The organism is Ciceribacter ferrooxidans (assembly GCF_004137355.1).
GTDB classification, from domain to species: domain Bacteria; phylum Pseudomonadota; class Alphaproteobacteria; order Rhizobiales; family Rhizobiaceae; genus Allorhizobium; species Allorhizobium ferrooxidans.
Genome location: NZ_SDVB01000311.1, coordinates 395,356 through 415,343 on the forward strand (window position 1 = coordinate 395,356; position 19,988 = coordinate 415,343).

The window sequence follows — 19,988 nt, forward strand, 5'->3', positions numbered from 1 at the left end:
ATGACTGCACGCATGGAAAAGAAGTTTGCCGAGCTGAAGGCGGAAGGCCGGCCGGCGCTGATCACCTACTTCATGGGTGGAGATCCCGACTTCGAAACGTCGCTCGCCATCATGAAGGCTTTGCCCGAGGCCGGTGCCGACGTGATCGAACTCGGCATGCCGTTCTCCGACCCGATGGCGGACGGTCCGGCAATCCAGATGGCAGGCCAGCGGGCACTGAAATCCGGACAGACGCTGAAGAAGACGCTTCAATTGGCTAGTGAATTCCGGAAGGGGAACCAGCACACGCCGATCGTCATGATGGGCTACTACAACCCGATCTATGTTTTCGGAGTGGAGAAGTTCCTGGACGCGGCGCTCGAAGCAGGAATCGACGGCCTCATCGTCGTCGATCTGCCCCCGGAAATGGATGACGAGCTTTGCATTCCGGCGCGCCGGAAAGACATCAACTTCATCCGCCTGGCGACGCCGACGACGGACGATCGACGCCTTCCGACCGTGCTGAAGAACACGTCAGGCTTCGTCTACTATGTGTCGATGACGGGGATCACCGGCTCGGCTCTGCCTGACCCGTCAAAGGTGGCTGCGGCCGTCAATCGCATCAAGGCGCACACAGACCTGCCGATTTGTGTCGGTTTCGGTGTAAAGACGGCCGAACATGCGCGCCTGATCGGCGCTAACGCCGATGGTGTTGTCGTTGGTACAGCGATCGTGAACCAGGTTGCTCTGAGCCTCAACAAGGACGGAACGGCGAGCGCTGACACGGTGCAGGCCGTTGCGACCCTGGTGCAGGGTCTGGCGACCGGTGTCCGAGCCGCCCGGCTTGCCGCCGCAGAATAGCACCCCATATCGGTGACATCAGTCAGGAGTTTAGTGACGTGAACTGGATTACCAACTACGTGCGGCCGCGCATCAATTCCATGCTCGGTCGCCGTGAGGTTCCGGAAAACCTCTGGATCAAATGCCCTGAAACCGGCGAGATGGTCTTTCACAAGGACCTTGAAGAGAACAAGTGGGTGATCCCGTCCTCGGGCTATCACATGAAGATGCCGGCGAAAGCCCGACTTCTGGATCTCTTTGACAACGGAGCTTATGAAGCCCTGCCGCAGCCGAAGGTCGCGCAGGATCCGCTGAAGTTTCGCGACTCCAAGAAATACACCGATCGCCTGAAGGACAGCCGTCTGAAGACGGAGCAGGAAGACACGATCCTGGCTGGCCTCGGGACGGTCGAAGGGGTGAAGCTCGTCGCCGTAGTCCACGAATTCAATTTCATGGGCGGTTCGCTCGGCATCGCCGCCGGCGAAGCCATCGTAAAGGCATTCGAGCGAGCCATCGCCGAGAAGTGCCCGCTCGTCATGTTCCCGGCCTCGGGTGGGGCACGAATGCAGGAGGGTATCCTCTCGCTGATGCAGCTTCCGCGAACGACTGTTGCGGTGGAAATGCTGAAGGAAGCCGGTCTTCCCTATATCGTTGTGCTGACCAATCCCACGACCGGTGGCGTGACGGCGTCCTACGCGATGCTGGGTGACCTCCACGTCGCCGAGCCCGGTGCCGAGATCTGCTTTGCTGGCAAGCGCGTGATTGAGCAGACGATTCGCGAGAAGCTTCCGGAAGGCTTCCAGACCTCGGAGTACCTGCTCGAGCACGGCATGGTGGACATGGTCGCCAGGCGTCACGACATCCCGGCCCTTCTTGCCCGGCTGCTCCGTATCATGATGAGGCAGCCGGCAGCGGCCTGACGCTCCGCCTCGGAGAGAAAGAAGCGCAGCACACCCTGAACTCTCTCCGGGAAGTCCGGAGTGCGGAATCCGTTATGAACAAGCCTGCATTCAGTGAGGCGGAGCACGAGATCGACAAGCTCATGGGCCTGCATCCCAAGGGCTTTGATCTCTCTCTCAGCCGCATCCGTCGTCTGCTCGAAGCGCTCGGTAATCCGCATTTGCGGATGCCGCCGGTGATCCATGTCGCCGGCACCAACGGCAAGGGCTCGGTCACCGCGTTCTGCCGCGCGCTCCTCGAGGCCGGCGGGCTCGGCGTCCACGTTCATACCTCACCGCATCTTGTCCGCTGGCATGAACGCTATCGCATCGGTCGGAAAGGCGGCAGAGGAGAGTTGGTTGATGACACGGTGTTCGCAGACGCGCTTCGTCGGGTTGCGGAAGCCAACGGCGGACAGGCGATCACTGTTTTCGAGATTTTGACGGCCGTCATGTTCATTCTGTTCTCGGAACAGCCGGCGGATGTCGCGATCGTTGAGGTCGGTCTGGGCGGTCGTTTCGACGCGACCAATGTCATCGAACATCCCGCCGTGTCGGTGATCATGCCGATCTCGCTGGATCATCAATCGTACCTTGGAGATCGTGTTGAACTGATTGCAGCCGAGAAAGCGGGGATTATGAAGCGCGGGCATCCGGTGGTGATCGGACATCAGGAGTACTCCGACGCCCGCGACGTTCTCATATCGACAGCAGAGCGAATCGGCTGTCCGGTTTCGATCTACGGACAGGATTTCCTCGCCTATGAGGAACAGGGGCGCCTGATCTATCAGGACGAGTTCGGTCTCTCCGATCTGCCGTTGCCACGACTGCCCGGGCGCCATCAGTACGCCAATGCAGCGGCGGCGATCCGTGCAGTGAAGGCCGCAGGCGTCGATGTAACGGAGGCCATGGCCGAGAAGGCGATGATATCTGTCGAATGGCCGGGCCGCCTGCAGCGGCTTGTCGCAGGCAAGTTGATGGCATACGCCCCGACCGGGGCCGAGATCTGGGTCGACGGGGGACATAATCCCGGCGCAGGTGAAGTCATCGCAGAGGCCATGGCGGGCTTCGAGGAGAAGCAGCCGCGTCCGCTCTATCTGATTACAGGAATGATCAACACAAAAGATCCCGTCGGCTATTTCCATGCCTTTGCCGGGCTCGCTCAGGAGGTTTTCACGGTTCCCATCAGAGGAACCGATGCCGCATTGGATCCAGTCGCCCTTGCCCAGGCCGCGTCGGACGCGGGCCTGTCGGCATCGCCAGTGTCGGCGGTCGCGGAGGCGCTGAGGGCTATTCGGGACCGTGTGTTGCCCGGCGAGACGTCGCCGCGAATCCTGATCGGTGGCTCGCTTTACCTTGTCGGGAACGTGCTTGCGGACAATGGAACCCCGCCCAAATGAGAAAGCCCGGCCAAGGCCGGGCTTCATTCGTTTTTCAGCCGGAACGGGCTGAAATCAGGCGGCGCTGGAGATCCAGCTCGCCAGCGCTGTCTTGGGCGAGGCGCCGACCTTGATATCGGCTACTTCTCCGCCTTTGAAGATGGCCAGGGTCGGAATAGAGCGGACGCCGAACTTGGCCGCAAGCTCCGGATTCTCGTCGATGTTGATTTTGGCAACCTTTACCTTGCCTGCCATTTCGTTGGAGATCTCTTCCAGGCTTGGCGCAATCATTTTGCACGGGCCGCACCACTCGGCCCAGAAGTCGACGACCACCGGCTGTGCGGATTCGAGGACTTCCGTCTGGAAGTTGGAATTGTCGACTTTTACCGTAGCCATGGGCTGCTCCTTTTCCGGTCGTATTGGAGGGTTATCTGATGCCCTCGCGCCTGTTTTTCAAGACATGGTATTTCACGAACTCTTGAGGTCAGCAAGCGTCTGCATCAGCTCCGCGGCAGGTACCGCGATGACTGTACCGGCTTCGGTGTAAGCCAGCAGACATTCGATTTCCTTATGCGGATAGAGAGGCTTCAGAAGCTCTCGGTAGATCGCGAGCTGCGCGCGGTGGCTGAAGGGTGTCGCGCTTATGGTTCTCGGTGGCGAGCGGTTCGTCTTGAAATCGAGAAGGATCACCCGGTCATCCGTGACGGCCAGACGATCGATACGGCCCGAAACAGCTCGCGGCTGCCCATCGACGGTGACCGTTCCCATTATGGAGACCTCCGCCTGGGCGTGGGGCGAAAACACAGGTGCGAGATCGGGATGGTCGAGGATCGCCAGCACTGTCGTCACCAGCCGCTCGCGCTCACCAGTTGGCCAGAACCGCGCTGCGCGTTCGGCGTAGCGTCGTGCGGCGGCGTCGCGTTGGTCGACGGGAAGGGAAGGCAGAACCTGCAGCATCCGGTGAGTGAGCTTGCCCTTCTGCAGCGCTATGCCGTTGTCCATCTTCTCGCCGAACAGCGGACTCCATACCGCGACATCGTCCCCGGCGTCGTCGATGAAGGCGCCGGCGCCGGAGGGGCTTAACGGCCGGGGAAGATGAGGTCCCGGCGGCAACGGCCGAAACAATGCGTCGGGAAGTCGATCGTCGGCGCGCCCGCTCTCGCTCTGGTGATGAAGCTCGAACGCTCTGGGTATCGCCGGCACGCGCCATTCTAGCCCACTCCATTCTCCTTCGGGGCCTTCGAACCGGGCCTCTGTGCAGCAGTCTGCTGAGCGCCGTAGCGCCTCGGAGATCATCTGGTGCCAGATAACCTTCGGCTCCTGCTTGCCGCGGTAACCGCAAATGATCAGTCGATCCGCGGCGCGCGTCATGGCTACGTATAGGAGTCGACGATACTCATCTTCAGCCAGCCGTCTCAGGCGCTCGGTGTCGGCAGCAACCAGCGGATTTCCCAGTGACTTGATCGGGATCCAGGCCGGAACGGGTGTTTCGATGCCTGCCTCGATGAGACGGAGCTTCGGCAGGTGCGTGTGGTTGAATGCCTTCGATCCGCCGTCCACAAGGAAGACAACGGGCGCTTCGAGTCCCTTTGAAGCGTGAACCGTCATGATCCGCACCTCGTCTCGATCCTTGTCATGCTCGCGTTTGACCTCCGGCGCCTCCGTTTCGAGTGCCGTGACGAACGACTGCAGGCCCGGAAGCCCCGTGGTCTCGAACGACAGCGCGAAGTTCAGGAATTCGTCCAGGATATCCGTGACCTCGCTTCCGAGACGGGCAAGAAAGGCGCGTCTGCCACCCTCGGGTCCAAGGATACGCGCGTAGAAATCATGGACAGACAGGCTCCGGGAGAGCGAAATACACCTCGCAAGCCGGTCGGCGGCCGAGCGCCACTTTCCGGCTTTCTCTTCCGCGTGCCTTTGCAAAGCAGACCAGACGCTGCTTTCGGGGGCGCGCATCGCGGCGAGCTCGAAGAGATCTTCTTCACTCAGGTCGAAGAGCGGGCTTTTCAAAAGTGCCGCAAGCGAGAGGTCGTCTGACGGCAGGAGCACAAAGCGGCCGAGCGCAAGCAGATCCTGCACGGCGATATGCAACGTCAGGCGCAACCGGTCGGCACCGGCGACGGGGATGTTGTTCCGCCGCTTGAGTGCGCGTGTAAGGGCATTGACAAAGGAGTCGCGCTTGCGAACGAGGACCAAGATATCGCCGGGCCTGATTGGTCGTTCGACGTCCTTTTCCACGATCGTCTCCCTGCCGACCATCTGTTCGATTCGGCAGGCGATGCGACGGGCCAGGATGGCAGAGGGCGCACTCTCGGGTGTCGCGTCGAAGGGCGCCGTCCAGTCGTTGCTCGTTTCGCTGGTTTCCGGAGCAATCATGTCCCAGAGGTCGACGGCGCCGGGGTGGCCGGCGCGGCTGGACATGTGGACGACCGACTCGTTCGAGGCGCTGAGGCCGCGGGCGTTCTCGTCGACAGAAAACACTTGGTCCACCGCCGAGAGCACCGCAGACGTTGAACGGAATGAAAGAGGGAGCCGGACAGCACTGAAGCACTCGCCGCTGGAGGACACGAGCTGCGCGGCGATGGTTGCCTCTTCGGAGAAGCGTTCAGGACGCGCGCCCTGAAACGAATAGATGGACTGTTTTTCGTCTCCGACGGCAAAGAAGGTACGGGTCAGTGCTCTCGCTCCAAGACCGGAGAAGAAATCCTCGCGTAGCGAGCGGATTACCGCCCACTGGATAGGGCTTGTGTCCTGCGCTTCGTCGACGAGGATATGGTCAATTCCCTGATCGAGCTTGTAATGAACCCATGGGCCTACATCTCCACGCGTGAGCAGGCTGGCCGTGCGTTCGATCAGATCTTCGAAATCGAGCTGACTGCGGGTCTTCTTGAGATCTTCGTAGTCGCGATCAAGCCGTTTCGCGAGCGTCAGGGCGGCTTTGGTCGCTTCGTACATCCGGAAGGTGGAGAGCCGAGCATTGCAGGCGGCGACATGATCGCGTGCGGCAACGAGGCGGTCGCGAAGACCAGGCATCGCTTTCGTCATGGCTGCGGTGCAGAGCGTGCTGTCGGCACGTTCGCTGCCCGTTGCGGTGTAGAATGCCTTTTCGAGATGTTCGATACGGAGGATGTCGTCCGATTCCTGAGAGGCAGCGGCGAGAGCATCGGCAATTTCGCGGGCACGTTCGCCGCCTATCTCTCTTGCAAGCAACAGGTATTCGGAGAGTGTCGCACCTGAAAGCTCAGGGAGCGGCCAGAAGCGGGAAGTAAGTGTGGCCTCCGTCACCTCCGGCTCCAGTCCAAGTCCACGGCGCAGAGCGAGATCCGGCCCGCCCAACCGGTGCGAGGCTGAGAGGAAGCGGCGGATCGCGTGACGGTTCGCAACGATATCGCCGAGCAAGGCCTCCAACCCGCTCTCGTCGGAAATGCTGAGGACGCGCGAGAATGCATCGGCAAGCTCCAGGTCGCTCTCCGTCGAAGTCGCGGTCAGCAATGTCCGCCGGGCGTCTGCTAGAACCGCTGCCGCTGCCCTGTCATCAAGGACAGAGAAATGTCCGGCCACGTTTGCTTCGAGAGGGAATTGGTGCAGCAGGGCTTCGCAGAAGGCGTGAATCGTCTGAATCTTCAGCCCACCCGGGGTTTCCAGGGCGCGCGCGAAGAGTTGACGCGCCTGCGACAGCTTCGTTTGGCCAGGTGTCTCGCCTTCGATCTCCGCGATACGTAAGGCAAGCTTTTCTTCGGGGAGTGTTGCCCATTCAGCGAGTCTTTCGAACACACGGTTCGACATCTCGGATGCGGCCGCCTTTGTATAAGTGAGGCAGAGGATGGACGCAGGTCTCGCGCCGGCCAGCAGAAGTCGGACGACTCTCTGGGTCAGTACATGCGTCTTCCCCGATCCGGCATTGGCCGAGACCCAGGCCGAGCGGGCAGGATCGGACGCGAGTGCCTGCTGGGCCGTCGTCCAGTTGATCCAGACGAGCGGATCATCGCTGGCAGGCAGATTGGTCAGCTCATTCGTCACTGGACGACTCCTCGCCCTCTGCCGTCGACCATTCCGCCACGCGCGCCAGGTGGTCGTACTCTCCGCCAAAATCATTCTGCTGGGCGGGGATGAGGCGGGAAATGAAGCCACGCTCGCCTGATCGCAACAAGCTCACCAGCCGGGTAAGCTCGCCCAGCGCTTCTTCCGCGAGTTCTGCAGCAGACCTCTTCTTGTCTTCTCGCCCGTTCTCCTCGTTGTTGACGATGTCTGCACGGAAACGTTCGCCGGGCCGCAACCGAACGTAGACAAGATTGTCGGGGGAGAGTGGGCCTGCCTGCCGGAAGCCGCCGGCCATCAGCGCCGCCGCCTCGAGTGCAAGCTGGGGATCAAGCAGGCTGCGGGCTTGCTGCACGCTGGGACTGAGTCCCGTCTTGTAATCGATGATGTCGACACTGCCGGTCGTCTTCAGGTCCAGGCGGTCGGCGATACCGGTCAGACGTATACCTGCAGCCGGAAGTTCGACTCCCGCCGGAACCTCCGTGAGAATGCGGCGAACCGAAGGACGCCGCGCCGCATCCCAGGCGAGATATGAACGTGCGATCTCCTTGAAACGTTGTCGCCAGACGATGTCGACGTGGACTGGCAGATTTTCAGCGTCGAAACACCTGTCAGCGATCGACAGCAGGGCCGATAGCGCTTCCCCGGTGTTCGGTGGAGGCCCCTCGCGAACGAAACATTCCAAGATTCTGTGGTAGAGCGTTCCTCTTTCGGCGGCGCCGGGGTCAGTGTTGAACGGCTGTAACGGATCGAGCTTCAAGACCCGTCGACCGTAGATAGCGTATGGATCACGCCGCAGACGTCCGACTTCGGAGAAGGAGAAACTCCTCGGTTGGAGTTCTGCCGGTGGCTTGGGAGCAGGCCTTTGCGCCGGCTGCTGCTCATTGCCGCGATCTATCAACTCCGTGAAGCATCGATACTGGTCACCGCGTTCTTTCAGGTCACGCGCCAAGGCAGGTCCGCCGAGCGCCAAAAGCCGTTGCAGCCAGCGGGAGGCGACGGTCGGGGCTGATCCCTGACGCAGGGAGCGCGAATAGACGATGCTGCGCGTTCCGTTCGCCATTTCAAAATCGTGGGCGAGCTGGCCAATACGCCGTTCCGGTGGTTCGAGTCCCATCTCCGCTTTCATCGTGCGGGAAAGAAACGGATTGTTTGTGGTCTGCCCCGGCCATGAGCCTTCGTTGAGACTCCCGAGCACCAGCGTGTCGACGCTCTGGAGGCGAGCCTCAAGCGTGCCGAATATGAAGACACGTGGGTGCCTCAGAGCCTTCGGCTTGACGGCCTCGCCCGCGGCAAGCGCGGCCATGATGTCGACCCACTGCGGTCCGTCTGCCTCGATCTGGCCGTCGGCTTCCATGATCTCTCCGAGAAGGCTCGCCAGCTTGTCACCTGCTTCGTCGCTCCAGAGCGGGGCAAGGTTGCCATTCGGTCCGTGGCAGACGGCTTCGAGAGATTGTCCCGTCCTTCGAGCCCATTCCGCGAGACCGGCTTTGGTCGAGAGACTGTGATGTCCATCCCGACGCACCAACATGCTCGCGAGCGGCTCGACCGCGGTGCCGATTGCGGTAGCGAGTTTCCGGGCGGCGGCGACCGCCGTATCCGCCAATGCGAGTCGCCACTGTGGCGGGTGGCGGTCTATCCTCTGTTCCTCGTAACGCGTGTCGAAGAGCGGCTGCAGGCCCGCGACATCGACGCTACGCGTTCCCCCACGCAACGCTATCATCTCGAGCGCCTGGACCGCTTCGTCGTAGTCGCCCTGTTCGAAGCCAAAGCGGGCGAGGGGATGTTTGAGTAGCGAGCCTACCGAGACCGGATCGCCCGGGCGTAACGTCGCCTCCAGCAGTAGCTGCGTCAGCGTACCTTGTGGCGTCGCACTCAGCGGTGTTCCGGCCGAGTCATCGGCCGTGATTCCGAAGCGGACGAGTTCCGCCGCAACCCGCCGGGCGAGATTGCGATCGGGCGTAATAAGAGCGGCTCTGCTGTCCCCATTGGCGCCCGGCTTCTCCAAGGCGAGCCGAAGAGCGATGGCAATGGCCGTCGCCTCCTCTCGTTCATTTGCCGCTTCAATAAGTGCAACGTCGCCGAAGGCCTTGCGGATGCGGTCGAGACCGAAGCCGGAACGCCACGCGTTCCACTCGTTGGTTGCCGAGGCAGGTGCCATGGCGCGCGAAAGGACTTCCGCACGATCTGCAAGCTCAGCCGGGGCAGCCGCGAGCTCGGTCACGTCGGAGCGGGTGATGTGCAAATGCCGAAGCAATCTGCTCAGGCCGTACTGGGGGTGGCTCCGGCCAGCGGGATCCTGCTGAGTGCGAGTGGCGTTTTCTGTTCCAACGTCTTTCCAGCCCGCCTCCGGCATAGAGAGATCCAGCCCAGGCAGTATGATCACACCCTGCGGCAGACGGGCGATGGTGGCGATGAGATCGGCGGCGGCGGGAATCGAGCCGGTCGAGCCGGCGACGATGATCGGCCCTTCCGCGGCGCCTGCCAAGCGTGCGGCCTCGCTGCGGAGAAGAGCGTTGCGGTGTCCGTGTGGGGACGAGCGTTTGAGCTCCTCCAGGCGTACCGGCCAGAAGCTCGTGGCAATCTGGAGAAAGGCAAGTGTGAGCTGCCACCAGGATGCGAAATCTTCCTTGTCGAGCTTCTTGAGCTCGGACCAATCCCGTTCCTCGGTCTCGACGGACTCGATGAGTTCGGTGAGGGCGCGGGCGAGCCAGATCGCATCGGCCGGACTCGCGGGCGCCACCAGGGGTGTATCGGAGTGAATGTTGCGGACGATCTCTGGCAACTGGTTACGCCAGGCGAGAACGAGCCGCGAGAGCTCCAGCAGCATGACCGTTCCGCTGACCGGCGGCGCGAGATCGAAGGCGGCAGGAGTGTCCAATTCGAAGAAGCCACCGTCTTCGTCCGTCTCGCCCAGTGGGCGAATCATGGGAAGAATCGCCGATCGTCCACCGAGAAGATCGACGAATTCCGACCGCAACACTCGTGCTGCGCGTCGCGTCGGGACGAGGATCGTGACCTTTGCAAGCGACAGCGGATCGGCGGGGTCGAATTTGTAACCGGGTGCAAGCTCTCCATCGATGAGCTTTCGTGCGAGCACCTTGAGGAAAGGCAGGCCCGGCGGGATCGTCAGAACGCGCGGCTCAGGAGCCCTCGCCATTACGTGAGCCTCAATCTTGCAAGCGTCGGATCGCGCTCTCAGCTTCGCCGATCGCCTCCGGCGTTCCTACTGTTATCCAGTGTCCATCCAATGTTAGCCCGAAGAGGCGACCTTTGGCGATGGCACGGTCGAAATAGATGTTGAGGTTGAAGGCGTCGGGTGGCGCATCGTTCAGGAGAGACGTGTTCATGATGATCGCGCCTGCATAGACGACGGGGTGGAGATCTCCCGGACGGTGGCGCGTCAGGCGTCCCTGCTCGTCGAGATTGAAGTCGTTCTTGCCACTGTGGCCGGTCGTGTGACCGGGATCAACGCAGAGAAGCGCCATATCCATGCGCGTAGGATCAAAGAAGTTGGCGAGCCGATCGAGATTGCTTTCGCGGTCGTGTTTGTCGCCGATCCAGAAAAGATCCGCGTTCATGACGAAGACTGTCGCGTCACCGAGGAGACGTAATCCCTTGGCGAGCCCGCCGCCCGAATTCATCAGCCCGGCCTGTTCGTCGGAGATGATGACCTGCAGCCGTGGATAACTCTCCAGATAACCAATCATCTGCTCGGCGTGATGATGGACATTCACCACCACGCGCTCCACACCGGCATCTGCAAGCAAATCGAGCGCGTACTCGATCATTGCCTTCCCGCCGACCTTCACGAGTGGTTTGGGGATGCTGTCGGTGATCGGCCGCAGCCGGGTCCCGAGTCCGGCAGCAAGCACCATTGCGTCGGTGATCTTCATTCGTCCTACAGAGCTGATTCGGCGGTTTCGATCCCAGCCTTTACGCACCATTCTCGTAAAGGAGCAAGGACCGGATGTTCGAGCGCGACGCCTAGGTGCCACAGCGTGCGTGGCATATGCTTCATGTAGCCGGGCTTCTTGTCACGTTGAAGCAGGCGCACCCAGAGACCCGCAAGCTTGCAGGCCCTCTGCGCCGACATGATCGACCATGTCTTGAAGAAGGTGCCTTCATCGAACGCGCCCTGTGCTCGCCGTAGCGTCAGATATTCTGTCATCAGCTGATCAGCGAGATCGCGTTCGACGGTGACGCGTGCATCCTGCACGATGGAGACGACGTCATAGGCCGAAGGTCCGATCATGGCATCCTGGAAATCGATGAGTCCGATGCGTCGTATACCCCCTTCGCTGGCACGCCATAGAATATTGGGTGAATGGAAGTCCCGGAGAACCAGCGTCTTTTCCGTGCCCTCGAGTTCGTCGATCAGACTGTCCCAGATCGCCAGATATTCGGTACGCTCCGAAGCCGTGGCAGGGGCGCCGTTCCGCTTCCAGGGGAGATGCCAATCGATCAGGAGTTCGACCTCCATCTTCATCGCCGTCCTGTCATAGTCCGGCACGTGATGGACCTGGCCGCACGGCAGCGAAATATCGCGGTCGAAGGCGGTGTCGTGCATTTGTGCAAGGCAGGCGAGGGCGGCGCGGTACCGTTCGGGAAGCGGCTTTCCATTCTCGTCGAGAATGGTTTCCGCGCCAAGGTCTTCCAGAAGCAGGATCCCCGCCTCGCAGTCGCTCTCGAAAATCCGTGGTGCGCTGAAGCCGCGTTCGCGCAGGCTCAACGCGATCGCGACGAAGGGATATACATCCTCGGCAAGGTGGACAATCTGCGAGTAAGGCTTGCCGTCGCGGATGGGCGGGCCGTTGGGTCGTCGCGGCGCGTCCATGAGCACCAGGCGATTGCCCGCCGTCGTATAGACATACTCATACGCCCTTGTGGAGGCATCGCCGGTCAGGTGGCGCCGGATGGACCCGTGATAGCCGTGTCCATCCAGGAAGCGGCGAATGGCAAGCTTACGCTCTATGCGTTGGAGTCGCTCAGGCAAGGCGGAAATGGTCACACGGCGCCCGCCTCGCTCGAAGTCGAGCTGGATATCGATCCGGTCTGCTGGCAGTGCCTGTCCGGCTTTCTCCGGCCACTCGACGAGGCAGACGCCGGTGTCGAGCGCATCACTGAAGCCGATCTCCTCCAGTTCCCGTTCGTCGCCCAAGCGGTAGAGATCGAAGTGAGCAACCGGGAGTCGAAGGTCGTAATTCTGGACGAGGGTGAACGTCGGGCTTGGCACATCGAGGTCATCGTCGTCGGCCATTGCACGCAAGAGCGCACGCGCCAGTGTGGACTTGCCTGCGCCCAGATCGCCAGAGAGTGCGAGGCAATCTCCGGTCGTTACGGCAAGCGCCAGATCTTCGCCGAGACGACGCGTCTCGTCCTCTGCAGCAAGGAAGAGCGTGAGGCTGTTCGAGCTCATTCGGCGGCAACGGATTGCGGGACGACAGCCGACGGGATTCGGCAGTGAACCGTCGTGCCACGACCGGGGTCGCTGTCGATCGAGACAGTGCCGCTGTGCAAGCTGACGAAGCTTTCAACGATCGAAAGTCCGAGCCCTGCACCGGTGCGCTTGCCGCCCTTGCCGTTCGATGAGAAGCGGTCGAAGACGGTGGCAAGGATGTCCTGAGGAATGCCGCAACCGTGGTCGGTGACGTCGAAGACGAAGTCGGTGCCCTCGCGCCAGCATTTGAGATCGACGGCGGAGCCTTCCGGCGAGAAGTTGACCGCATTGGTCAGAAGCTTGACGAGGATCTGTTTCAGTCGCTGCGGATCGGCGATGATCTGGCCGAGATGACTGGGCGCGTTGATGTCCAGGGCGACGTTGTTCTCCTGCAGTCGATCCGTCATCTGCATCGAGACGTCGTCGAGAAGGTCGTTCAGATCGATTTCGGCATACTCGAGACGCATGATACCCGCGTCGACCGTCGCGAGGTCTAGGATGTCGTTGACGATCGTCAACAGTACGGCGGAGGAGGTCGAGATATGGTCGATATACTCCGCTTGCCGCTCGTTCAGAGGTCCGACGACCGGAGTCTTGAGGAGGTCGGTGAAGCCGATGATGTTCGTAAGGGGCGAGCGCAGCTCGTAGGAGACGTGCTGCACGAATTCGTTCTTGAGTTCGTCCGCCTTCAAGAGGGCTTCGTTCTTCTCCTTCAGCGCGCGTTCTGCGCGCACGCTGTCGGTCATGTTGACGAAGGTCAACATGGTCTGGGCGTTCGGAAGCGGCGTCACCGCGAAATCGAGCACGAGGCCGGAATAGAGCTCAAGGGTTCCCTGACTCGACGGGCGCTCGTCATCGAAGCTGGTGATCATCTTGCTGAACGCCTTCCATCCGTCCGGCTTGTCGTAGGATGGCACGCAGGCTGCCTCGATGCTGCGGATATGGGTTCCCGGCGTGGCTTCCGCCTCGGTGATACCCCAGATGGCTCGGAAGGCCGGGTTGGAGAGCTGAATGCGGCCGTCGGGTCCAAAGACCGCGACGCCTTCGGAGAGGTGATCGATTGTCTCGCCCTGCACGCGCACGAGCGTGTTGTAGCGGGTTTCGAGGTCCACCTGTTCCGTAAGGTTTTCGAAAACCCAGGTTGCACCGCCTTGCGGATGGGCCGAGGCGATGACGCGCAGGATTTGACCGTTCGGAAGGTGCCAAAGATCGGTCTGTGTTTCGAAGGATCGGTAGACGGAAAGCGCGTTTTCCTTCCAGTTCTTCCAGTTGAGTTGTTCAGGCAGTTTCTTCGCCGCTCTCAGTCGATCGAGAAATTCGCTGTTGTCCGGCCGCGCTTCGAGGAACGGTGTGTCGAGCTGCCACAGTTGGGCGAAGGCCTGGTTGTAGAACTGGAGCCGGCGGTCCCGATCGAAGATCGCCACCGGAGTGGCCAGATGGTCCAGCGTGTCGGCGTGGCTTTTGAGGGTACGCGCAAGCTCTTCGCGCAGCGCTTCTGCTTGCGAGATGTCGATTGCGATGCCGCCGGATCCTGACGGGCTCCTTGCATCAACGACGTCGAAGAAGGTCCGATTGCCCCGCACGACGGTAGAGACCTTCTCGTGGAAAGGCGACTCGGGTGTCGACGTCGCTTGAATCCTTTCCCGAGAGACAGTCCCCAGGATTTCGCGGGCCTCGTCGACTGCCTGGGCTGCGGAAGTGGCTTCCACCGCCTCGGAATAGGCTTGGTTGACCCAGACCAGGCGTCCTTCGGCGTCGCGCCGCCAGACCGGCTGCTCGATCGCGTCGAGAAGCGCTTCGAAGGTCGCGATGGACGCTTTCAGCCGCGACCGTTCAATCTTCAACTCCGCCAGTTCTGCGCGGAGATTGTTGAGGGCTACAAACCGCGCAAAGGCCCGACCGCCTGACAGCCGTCCCTGCACTTCTATCACTTCCTGTCGCGTGGTTTCGACGATCAGGTCGAAGGACTGGGCATCGAAACGCAGCCGCTCTATCGCCTTGTCCAATTCGCCGGCGGAGGATGGTTTGAGCCAGCGTCCGAAAGCCAGAAATTCATTGTCGGCTTGCGGAGCGCCCGTTTCGCCGGGCAGCTGGCCGAGGAACTCAGGCTTGCGATCGTTGCCGTCCCAGATGACAATACGCCTGTTCTTATCAGCGATAATCGCCTGATAGCGCGAAATTCGTTGCTTGGCGTCGGAGAGCGCCGAACGCATCTCGTGACTTTCCGCCTCGAGGGCGCCGCGCTGGCGGATGAGCCACACCGCCGACAGCAGCGCTGCGGAGAGGATACCGATCACAAGCGAAAATCCGACCATCTCGACCGAGGTGAAGAGCCGTTGCGCCTCGCCGGGAACGGCTTCGGCCTTTGCAATCGCCGGCAGAAGCATGCCGGCAAGCATCGTGCCTGCGAGACAAGCTCTGCGCCATCTCAGGAGGGCAAAAGCGACCGTCTCCCCGTCGTTCGCGAGCTTTGAACTGCGTGTGAGCAACCGCCCCATACGACCGCTGCGCGCCGTGCCCCGCCTGCACGGATCATCTCTATTCACCGACATATTCGGTCTGTCTCCGTCCTATGTGCCGCATCTCGACAAGACATCCCACTTCGCGTGGCGCGCCGAAGCGCGAAGCGCGAATCAAGTCTTAAAACAATACTGCCTAAGGGAATCGGCGGGAAGTATTGGCCCCAAAAAAGAAGCCGCGGCCTCTGTCAAGGCCGCGACCACTACATTTTGTGGATATGTGTGTTCGCTTTAATAGCGATAGTGGTCAGACTTGAAGGGACCCAGCGGCGTGACGCCGATATAAGAAGCCTGTTCTTCCGAGAGCTCGGTCAGACGCACGCCGAGCTTTTCGAGGTGCAGGCGCGCCACCTTCTCGTCCAGGTGCTTGGGGAGGACGTAGACCCGGTTTTCGTAGGCATCAGGCTTCGTAAAAAGCTCTATTTGCGCGAGAACCTGATTGGTAAACGACGCAGACATCACGAATGACGGATGGCCCGTCGCGTTCCCCAGGTTCAGCAGGCGACCCTCGGACAACAGAATGATGCGGTTGCCCTTGGGGAACTCGATCATGTCGACCTGTGGCTTGATGTTCGTCCACTTGAGGTTTCGCAGAGCGGCAACCTGAATCTCGTTATCGAAATGGCCGATGTTGCCGACGATCGCCATGTCCTTCATTGCACGCATGTGCTCGATGCGGATCACGTCGCGGTTGCCGGTCGTCGTAATGAAGATATCGGCGCTCGACGCGACGTCTTCCAACTGGACGACTTCATAGCCGTCCATCGCCGCCTGCAAGGCGCAGATGGGATCGACTTCGGTCACCTTCACACGGGCGCCCGCCCCACGCAACGAGGCGGCCGAGCCCTTGCCCACATCGCCATAACCGCAAACCACGGCCACCTTACCGGCCATCATGACATCGGTCGCGCGGCGGATGCCGTCGACGAGCGACTCCTTGCAGCCGTACTTGTTGTCGAATTTCGACTTGGTGACCGAGTCGTTGACGTTGATGGCAGGGAAGGGGAGGAGGCCCTTCTGGCTCAACTGGTACAGGCGATTGACGCCGGTCGTCGTTTCTTCCGTCACGCCGCGGATCGCGTCACGCTGCCTGGTGAACCAGCCCGGAGATGCAGCCAGCCGCTTCTTGATCTGAGCGAAGAGGATTTCCTCTTCCTCGGAATGCGGGTGACTCAATACGTCTTCACCGGCCTCTGCTCGCGCTCCAAGCAGAATGTACATGGTGGCGTCGCCGCCGTCGTCGAGAATCATGTTCGAGAGGCCGCCGTCGCTCCACTGGAAGATCCGGTCGGTGTAGGTCCAGTAATCCTGCAACGACTCGCCCTTGACGGCAAATACCGGGATTCCGGCAGCGGCGATGGCAGCCGCTGCATGGTCCTGAGTGGAGAAGATATTGCACGAGGCCCAGCGCACCTCGGCGCCAAGGGCAATAAGGGTCTCGATCAGGACTGCCGTCTGAATGGTCATGTGCAGCGAGCCGGTGATACGTGCGCCCTTGAGCGGCTTCTGCTCGCCGAACTCCGAGCGGCAGGCCATGAGGCCGGGCATTTCGGTTTCGGCAATCTCGATCTCCTTGCGACCGAAGTCCGCAAGGCCGATATCCGCGACGATGTAATCTTTGTTTGTGCTCATGAAGCTCTCCGGCTGGAAGTCTGGGGGATAATGCGCCCCTGACGCGAGTATGCACGCGAGGGATCGTCCGGCTCCGTGGAGCCGTGTCCATGCGGTAGCGTTTAGCAGGCTTACGAGCGGTTGGCAACTGAGACATAAAGAAGTCTTTATGTCTTTATATGGCGGGTATCAGGCTTCTTCGCCGAACTTGTCAGAGACGAGCGTCTCAAGCGCGTCGAGGACTTCCTTCGCCTCGTTGCCGCTGGCCGATACCAAAATCGTGCAGCCAGGGCTGGCAGCCAGCATCATGAGGCCCATGATCGAGGTGCCACCGACGGCAGTGCCGTCCTTTGCGACCGTCACCCTCGCGTCAAAACCAGTGACGGTCTGCACGAATTTTGCCGAGGCACGTGCGTGCAGGCCACGCTTGTTGGTAATCACAAGTTCACGGGACGCCGATGTCATGGGGTTTCTTTCAAGGCGTTTACTTGCCACTGAGGACGCGGCTGGCGACGTTGATGTATTTGCGGCCGGCCTCGGAGGCTTCAACCAGCGCCTTCTCCATGTTGTCCTCGCCACGGATGCCGGCAAGCTTGATCAACATGGGGAGGTTGACGCCGGCGATCACTTCGATGCGCCCGGCGTTCATGACCGAAATTGCGAGATTGGAGGGAGTGCCACCGAACATGTCGGTCAGTATGACCACTCCGTGGCCATCATCCGCACGCTGGACCGCGTCCAGGATGTCCTGACGGCGTTGGTCCATGTCGTCTTCCGGGCCGATCGATACCGTCTCGATGAATTTCTGCGGTCCAACCACGTGCTCTACCGCGTGATGGAACTCTTCAGCCAGCTTGCCATGGGTGACAAGCACAAGTCCGATCATTCTCTTTCTGCCCCTTTGCACATGCACTCAGATGGCCAAATAGTGCAATGCAGCAAATTCGTCCATCGGTGGCTGGTCATCTTGGCGATGTAAATCCGAAGTGCAAGCCAAAAATGCGACGATATAACTAGGGTGCTGTCTTCTGCGCCGCAGTCATCACCGCTTCAATAAAGGAAAACGGGGCCGGCATACCGAGGGGTAGCCGAACAAGGGGAAGTGCTAGGCCGTGCGCTGCAGAGAACTGTTCGCCTTCCGGCGGCAGGCGCTCCGCTGTCGCGCCGTCGACGGGCGATATCGCAACGTGCATCAGTGCGGACGGCAGACGCTCGACCTTGGCAATTCCGCCGTGCCGCAATTCGATAAGACCGGCAATCGGGGGAGGGCAGCGCGCCAGCAGATGCTCGCCGAACCTGCTGACGAGGACGCGGTCGTCCGCGACGAGGGCCGCGAACCGGCCGAGAGCCCGCGCTTCGTTCATGCACGCGAAGGCGAGAGCGGACTTTCCTGCCCCTGAAGGCCCGACAAAAAGCAGGCCGGTGGTGCCGACGACGATCGCCGTAGCGTGAATGTTGATTTCTCCGCCGCTCATTGTGCGGACTCGACAGGTAATGACAGCGTGAAGCGTGCGCCGAGCGTCTGACCGGTTGCCGTGTCGATGATGTTCTCCGCCTTCAGCGTTCCGCCGTGTGCTTCGGCGATTTGGCGGCTGATCGAAAGACCCAGACCGGAATTCTGGCCGAAACTCTCTCCCTCCGGACGGTCCGTATAGAACCGCTCGAAGACACGGTCGACGTTCTCGATCTGGATACCGGGGCCATTGTCATCCACCTGTACGACGCACCGGCCCTTGGTACGGAAGAGCCGAACGGTGATGCGCCCTTCTTTTTCCGGCACGAATGAACGGGCGTTTTCGATGAGGTTGGTGACGACTTGCCCGAGCCGCAGATCATGGCCATTGACCACGAAGGGCGCCCTGACGCCGGGCTTGCGGTCGACGACGAGGGTGATGTCCACCGGCTTCTTCGTGCTGCGGATCTGCCGGGAGATTTCCACCATGCTGGTGAGAAGTTGTTCGAGATCGACGGGCTTCGCATCGCTGCGCGCCAGTTCGGCGTCCAGGCGCGAGGCGTCCGAGATATCACTGATCAGTCGATCCAGCCGTCTCACATCGTGTTGGATGATGTCCATCAACCGCTGCCGGGACGTGTCTGTGCGGGCAAGAGGCAGGGTTTCCACAGCGCTCCGCAGCGACGTCAGCGGGTTCTTCAATTCATGGCTGACGTCGGCGGCAAAGCTCTCGATCGCGTCGATCCGGTCGTAAAGGGCGGTGGTCATCTCGCGCAGCGCCACCGACAGGTTGCCGATCTCATCCTGCCGAGCGGAGAAATCCGGAATCTCCTCACGTTCCTTCGCTCCGCGTCGAACACGGATCGCCGCGGCCGAGAGGCGGCGTAGCGGAGTCGCTATCGTAGAGGACAGAAGCAAGGAAACGACGATGTTAACGAGCGCGGCGACTCCGAAAACACGCAGGATTGCCAAGCGTTCGGCGTGGACGATCTTGTCGATATCGCCCGCCTGCGTAGAAAGGAGCAGCACGCCCAGAACAGCCCGAAACCGTTGAACAGGCACGGCCACCGAGACGATAAGAGCGCCCGAATCGGTTACACGAACAACCGCTCCTCGCACGCCGGTAAGCGCGTTCATGACCTCTGGGTAGATTGAGCCATCTCCGCCGGGCGCCTCCTTGTAAAGGGGCAGGCCGCTCGGCTGCAGCATGCGATTGAATATCCGCGCGAGCCACTCGATGACACCCGGTGTCTCATTCTCGATCGGCGGGAGATCGAACCGGAGAACCTGACCGCGCGAATAAAGATGGCGAGAGTCGAGAAGCAGGTTGGCGTCCGCATCGAAGAGGCGGGCGCGGGTACGCGTCGGCGAGATCAGCCGTCTCAGCACCGGAGCGACCCTCTCCGGGTTTATCGGAAACTCGAGATCCTCGTCATTCGGCACCGGGGTGATGCTCTGGCCCGCTTGAAGTTCGAGTAGCTTCTGCGGATCGATGGTGATTGAGTTGGTGTCGACGGAAGCCGAGGCAGAGATCGCCCCGGCCATGATCTCGCCTTGCGTGAGAAGGCTTTCGACGCGCGCGTCGATCAGGCCTTCGCGGAACTGGTTCAGATAGAGGATGCCGCCGACCAGGACAAAAAGGGCGGCAAGATTAAAGAAGACAATCCGTCGCGTAAGGCTGGAAAACAGCGCATGACCGAAAATGCGGCGGACGAGGGTGAACGGGTGTGACAGGAAACGGCGGCCCTCGGCGGGGCTATCCATCTCTTCCGGACCGGAACTGGAAACCTG

Annotated in this window: 14 protein-coding genes; 3 read left to right on the forward strand and 11 right to left on the reverse strand. The window is 61.1% G+C overall.

Going from position 1 to position 19,988, the window contains the following annotated elements; all coding sequences use genetic code 11:
- The 3 genes from trpA to EUU22_RS22000 all read left to right on the forward strand — a co-directional run bounded on the left by trpA (nucleotide 1) and on the right by EUU22_RS22000 (nucleotide 3,157).
- The gene (gene trpA, locus EUU22_RS21990) at nucleotides 1-840 is read left to right on the forward strand and encodes a tryptophan synthase subunit alpha (RefSeq protein WP_129334096.1); all 840 of its coding nucleotides are present in this window, start codon (nucleotides 1-3) and stop codon (nucleotides 838-840) included.
- A gap of 38 nt (nucleotides 841-878) precedes the next feature.
- Nucleotides 879-1,739: an acetyl-CoA carboxylase, carboxyltransferase subunit beta gene (gene accD / locus EUU22_RS21995; RefSeq protein ID WP_129334097.1), complete on the forward strand. Its 861-nt coding sequence runs from the start codon at nucleotides 879-881 to the stop codon at nucleotides 1,737-1,739.
- A gap of 122 nt (nucleotides 1,740-1,861) precedes the next feature.
- Nucleotides 1,862-3,157, forward strand: coding sequence for a bifunctional folylpolyglutamate synthase/dihydrofolate synthase (locus EUU22_RS22000; protein WP_129334098.1), 1,296 nt, complete (start codon nucleotides 1,862-1,864; stop codon nucleotides 3,155-3,157).
- Between the two features lie 54 nt (nucleotides 3,158-3,211).
- Here EUU22_RS22000 and trxA read toward each other — a convergent pair whose 3' ends face one another.
- The 11 genes from trxA to EUU22_RS22055 form a co-directional block, all read right to left on the reverse strand.
- Nucleotides 3,212-3,532, reverse strand: a complete 321-nt coding sequence (gene trxA / locus EUU22_RS22005) for a thioredoxin (RefSeq protein ID WP_112690558.1) — start codon at nucleotides 3,530-3,532, stop codon at nucleotides 3,212-3,214.
- Between the two features lie 72 nt (nucleotides 3,533-3,604).
- On the reverse strand, nucleotides 3,605-7,156 hold the full coding sequence (gene addA / locus EUU22_RS22010; protein WP_245485226.1) for a double-strand break repair helicase AddA: 3,552 nt from the start codon (nucleotides 7,154-7,156) through the stop codon (nucleotides 3,605-3,607).
- On the reverse strand, nucleotides 7,146-10,334 hold the full coding sequence (addB, locus tag EUU22_RS22015) for a double-strand break repair protein AddB (RefSeq protein ID WP_129334100.1): 3,189 nt from the start codon (nucleotides 10,332-10,334) through the stop codon (nucleotides 7,146-7,148). Before addB ends, addA begins: the two co-directional genes overlap by 11 nt.
- A gap of 10 nt (nucleotides 10,335-10,344) precedes the next feature.
- On the reverse strand, nucleotides 10,345-11,070 hold the full coding sequence (locus tag EUU22_RS22020) for a nucleotidyltransferase family protein (protein WP_129334101.1): 726 nt from the start codon (nucleotides 11,068-11,070) through the stop codon (nucleotides 10,345-10,347).
- Between the two features lie 5 nt (nucleotides 11,071-11,075).
- Nucleotides 11,076-12,593, reverse strand: coding sequence for a tRNA (adenosine(37)-N6)-threonylcarbamoyltransferase complex ATPase subunit type 1 TsaE (tsaE, locus tag EUU22_RS22025; protein WP_129334102.1), 1,518 nt, complete (start codon nucleotides 12,591-12,593; stop codon nucleotides 11,076-11,078).
- Complete coding sequence (locus EUU22_RS22030; RefSeq protein WP_245485241.1) at nucleotides 12,590-15,112, reverse strand: PAS domain-containing sensor histidine kinase; 2,523 nt, start codon at nucleotides 15,110-15,112, stop codon at nucleotides 12,590-12,592. The genes tsaE and EUU22_RS22030 overlap by 4 nt, the downstream gene beginning before the upstream one ends.
- Before the next feature lie 252 nt (nucleotides 15,113-15,364).
- A complete protein-coding gene (ahcY, locus tag EUU22_RS22035; protein WP_129334104.1) occupies nucleotides 15,365-16,765 on the reverse strand; it encodes an adenosylhomocysteinase in 1,401 nt (466 codons plus the stop codon).
- Between the two features lie 168 nt (nucleotides 16,766-16,933).
- On the reverse strand, nucleotides 16,934-17,209 hold the full coding sequence (locus EUU22_RS22040; RefSeq protein WP_129334105.1) for an HPr family phosphocarrier protein: 276 nt from the start codon (nucleotides 17,207-17,209) through the stop codon (nucleotides 16,934-16,936).
- A gap of 19 nt (nucleotides 17,210-17,228) precedes the next feature.
- Complete coding sequence (locus tag EUU22_RS22045) at nucleotides 17,229-17,630, reverse strand: PTS sugar transporter subunit IIA (RefSeq protein ID WP_112690550.1); 402 nt, start codon at nucleotides 17,628-17,630, stop codon at nucleotides 17,229-17,231.
- Nucleotides 17,631-17,757: 127 nt separating this feature from the next.
- The gene (locus EUU22_RS22050) at nucleotides 17,758-18,219 is read right to left on the reverse strand and encodes an HPr kinase/phosphorylase (RefSeq protein WP_129334106.1); all 462 of its coding nucleotides are present in this window, start codon (nucleotides 18,217-18,219) and stop codon (nucleotides 17,758-17,760) included.
- Nucleotides 18,216-19,961, reverse strand: coding sequence for a sensor histidine kinase (locus EUU22_RS22055; RefSeq protein ID WP_129334107.1), 1,746 nt, complete (start codon nucleotides 19,959-19,961; stop codon nucleotides 18,216-18,218). Before EUU22_RS22055 ends, EUU22_RS22050 begins: the two co-directional genes overlap by 4 nt.
- Nucleotides 19,962-19,988 lie beyond the last annotated feature (27 nt).